The sequence below is a fragment of the Mesorhizobium sp. M7A.F.Ca.MR.176.00.0.0 genome (assembly GCF_004023165.1).
Taxonomy (GTDB): Bacteria; Pseudomonadota; Alphaproteobacteria; order Rhizobiales; family Rhizobiaceae; genus Mesorhizobium.
The window spans coordinates 1-3,664 of the sequence record NZ_RZTC01000224.1 but is presented as its reverse complement, the minus strand read 5'-3'; the positions used below and the strand labels follow the sequence as shown (position 1 = coordinate 3,664).

General features: G+C 63.7%; 2 protein-coding genes. Both read right to left on the bottom strand.

Annotated features, from left to right (window positions below; translation table 11 throughout):
* The coding region (locus tag EOB59_RS33975; protein WP_128290251.1) for an SPOR domain-containing protein at window positions 1-2,818 on the bottom strand (2,818 nt) is incomplete at its 3' end.
* A 103-nt stretch (window positions 2,819-2,921) separates the two neighbouring features.
* Window positions 2,922-3,664, bottom strand: a 743-nt coding sequence (locus EOB59_RS33970; protein WP_245486879.1) for a DALR anticodon-binding domain-containing protein, incomplete at its 5' end; no start/stop codon positions are given.

Below are 3,664 nucleotides of genomic sequence, written 5' to 3'. Positions count from 1 at the left end.
GATCTTCACGCGGCACCAGCGAACCGTCCGACTTGACCACCATGGTCCTCACCTTGCGCGGCGCAACGGCGACGACATCGGCATTGGTGCCCTTGTCGGCATCCTGCAGCACCTGCGCAATGCGGTCGTCGGACTTGGGCGCGGGCGCCGTATTGTCGGCAGAAGCGTTGTCGGCCGAAGCGGCGCCGGCCATCGGCGCGGCATTGCCGACATCGGTTCCAGCGGCGGCTGCATTCTGGTCCGGCGAAAGATCGATGGCGCGGGCCGGGTCCTTCGCCTGCACGTCCACCGGCTCTTCGACGTTGGTGACCAGCTTTTCCTGGACCGGCTCGGCCGGCTTTGCGCCCCTGACCGCGTCGTAGACCTTGTTGTCTTGGTTGGGCACCACGGCGCCGCCAGGATTCTCCGGCTTGACCTTGATCGGCGCGTTGTCGGCCTTGACAATGACAGGCGCTTCGCTGCCGCCCTTGCCGCCAAAGGACAGCGCAAAGGCCCCGAGACCGCCTGCGACCGCGACCGCGCCGACAATCGCGGCGATGAACAGTCCGCGTCCGCGCGTCGGCCTCCCGGCCTCACGCTCGCCGAGACCCGGAACAGCCATAGCCTCGTCGAGTTCGGGATCGTAGTCGAGTTCATCGACAGTAAAATCATCGGCTTGCGAAACCGGCTGGCTCCCTGGCAGGCCGTCGAGGTCGAAGCCGGAGGCGTCGGCATAACCCGTGGGCGCCGCCGCGCGGGCGGACATGTCCATCGGCCGCGCGGCATAGGTCCGCGCTTCCGGCTCATAGCCCGGCTTGACCCCGTCATAGCCCGGCTTGACCCCGTCATATGCCGGCTTGAGGCTGTCATAGCCCGGCTTGAAGCCCGCGGCATAGGAGTCATCATCGTAAGACGCGCTGGCCACATTGCTCGTGGGAACAGGAGCGACCTCCACCGCGTTCATCTCGGAGAGAAGGCTGGAGAACTCCGCATCGAGATCGTCGTAGCCAGGCGACGCCGGCTGGTCTTCCTCGAAGTGCAGTTCGGGAATATCGAGATCGTCGGCTAGCGCGACGACACGCTCGGGTACATCGACCGTTTCGACGTCGGGCATGTCTTCGTAATGCGCAGGCTGGCGCGATTGGGGCGCCGACACCGGGGCAGCGGGAGCCACGGCCTCGACCGGCTCGGACGAACGGTAGGACGTCATGTCGGCGACTGCCGGCGCGGCGGCCACGGATGCCACCGAAGCGGCCGGCTGAGCAAACGCAGGCTGAGCACTGAATGACGGCTGCTGCGGAACGGGCGTCACGCGGCTCCACGAACGCGTCGGCTCTGCCGGTTGGGAACGCTCCGCAAGCCAATCGAGAGAATCCGCCGAATTGTCCCGGTCAGCGGCTTCGTCACGCGGATCAAGATCCTTGGGCAAAGCCGCGTCGAACGCATCATCGTCGAAATCGACATCGCCAGCCGTGTGCCAAGTCGTATCCTGGAGTTCATCAAGCATAAGGTCGTAAATATCCGCATCGGCCGCTTGGGCCGTGCCAACATGCCGGTCCTGCTCAGGCGCGGGTTCGTCAAGATCCCAGTCGAGGTCGCCGACAAGATCGGCCGGTACCTCGGCGGGCTCGGCAACAGGCGGCAGGGCGGCGACAGCCGGCTGAGCCGTGACGGGCTCACTGGCCACCGGCGCCGTGCGCGCCGTCATGGCACCCAGCAGCGCATTCAACTCGTCTTCCAGGCTCCGTTCGTCCGCGGCCGGGGCATGCGCCGCCGGCGCAACATGAGCCTCTGGCGCCGCCGGCTGGACCGTTGCGGCAGCAACCTCGGCGACCGGCTCTTCGGCCGTTTCGGCAAACGCGTCGTCCAAACTTAGGTCGAAAGCATCGTCCGACATGCCTTCAGGGATGGGAATATCGCCGTTGGCGTCAGTGATATCGACAAGCGCATCATGCGCGTGCGGCTCGTCGAAGGCATTCGGCTCATCCGCGCGAACGTCGAAATCCATGTCGACATCAGCCATCGCGTCGTCGAAATGGCCGGCAAAGCTCTCATCGGAGATTGCATGGCCGTCACGCGCCGCCTGCTCCGGCATGGGATACTTGACGGGCTCGGCGGCCATGAATGACTGTTCGGCCGCCGAATGGTCGTCGAGCACCAGCTCGTCTTCAAGCGAGGCTGCCACCGCATCGTCGAATTCGTCATCGGAGGCAACTGGCTCGATAGAAGCGGGCGTGTCGGCAACGGCGTACTGGGCCTCTTCAGCGTACTGGGCCTCTTCGGCTTCCTCATCGATCCGGAGATCCTGGTCGAGCGAAATGGCCAGCTCGTCCGCCATCGAATGATCGTCCTCGAAGGGAGAGACGTCCTCAAGCGAACCGGCGACGGCATCGTCAAAATCAGACGCGAAAGCCGGCTCGACGGACGGCGCCGCTTCAGCTGCGACCGCATGGCTAGCGCCGGCGACGTGATCGTCTATCTCAGCAATGTCCAGTTGGAAATCGTTGTCGAGCGACACCGAAAGCTCATCGTCCATCGCGCTGGCGTCAGCCGCTTCGAATGCCGGCTCATGCACGAAGGTCGGCTCATGAGCCTGAACAACCGGAGCGGCGTCGCTGTCGTCAGCGCCGAACTCGCCCATCATTTCTTTCTCGAGATCGATATCGAAATCGCCCTCTTCGAGCCCGTGATCGGCGGCTGGGGCCTGCGGCTGGGCGGGCGATTGCGGCCTGACCGGCTGGCGCGGGTCGAATCCCATGATCCTGGTCAGTTCCGCGAACGGATCATCGTCAGCGATGTCGTTGTTGTCGGCTACTCTCAGCTGGGTTCTGTCTGCCATTATTGTTCCCGAACTCGCACTCATTCGGACGCCATGGACGTCGCGTAGGGTTGGCCCTTACCAGCGCAATGTGGGCAAAAGGTGACAGGTTATTTAGTCAAACCTAACGCATTTCGGTGGGCGCGGCGGCTCCGATCAACGTCAGGCCGGACGTCAAAACGTCCGAAACAGCCTGCACCAGCCCTAGTCTGGCATGCGTCAATTGTCGGTCGTTAACCTTAACAAAACGTAAGTCCGGATTATCCGTGCCACGGTTCCAGTGTCCGTGGAAGCTGGAGGCCAGATCATAGAGGTAAAATGCCAGCCGATGCGGCTCGAGCGCAAGGGCGGCGGACTCGATCAGCCGCGGGTATTCGGCAAGCTTGCGGATCAGGCCGATCTCGCCCTCATCGGTCAGCAATGCCGCGGCCGACGCCAGGCTGTTGCGGTCGAAATTGGCTTCGCCCAGTTGCTCGCTCGCCTGCCGGAACACCGAATGACAGCGCGCCGAGGCGTACTGGACATAGAACACCGGATTGTCCTTGGACTGCTCGGTCACCTTGGCGAAATCGAAATCCAGGGGCGCATCGTTCTTGCGGTAGAGCATCATGAAGCGGATCGCGTCGCGGCCGACCTCCTCCACCACTTCGCGCAGCGTCACGAAATCGCCCGACCGCTTCGACATGCGCACCGGTTCGCCCTCGCGAAACAGCTTGACCAGATTGCACAGCAGGACAGTGAGCTTCACCTCGTCGCCGGCAATCGCCCGCGCCAAGGCCTCCAGCCGCTTGACGTAGCCGCCATGGTCGGCGCCGAGCACATAGATCAGGTCGACGAAACCGCGATCGACCTTGTCCTTGAGGTAAG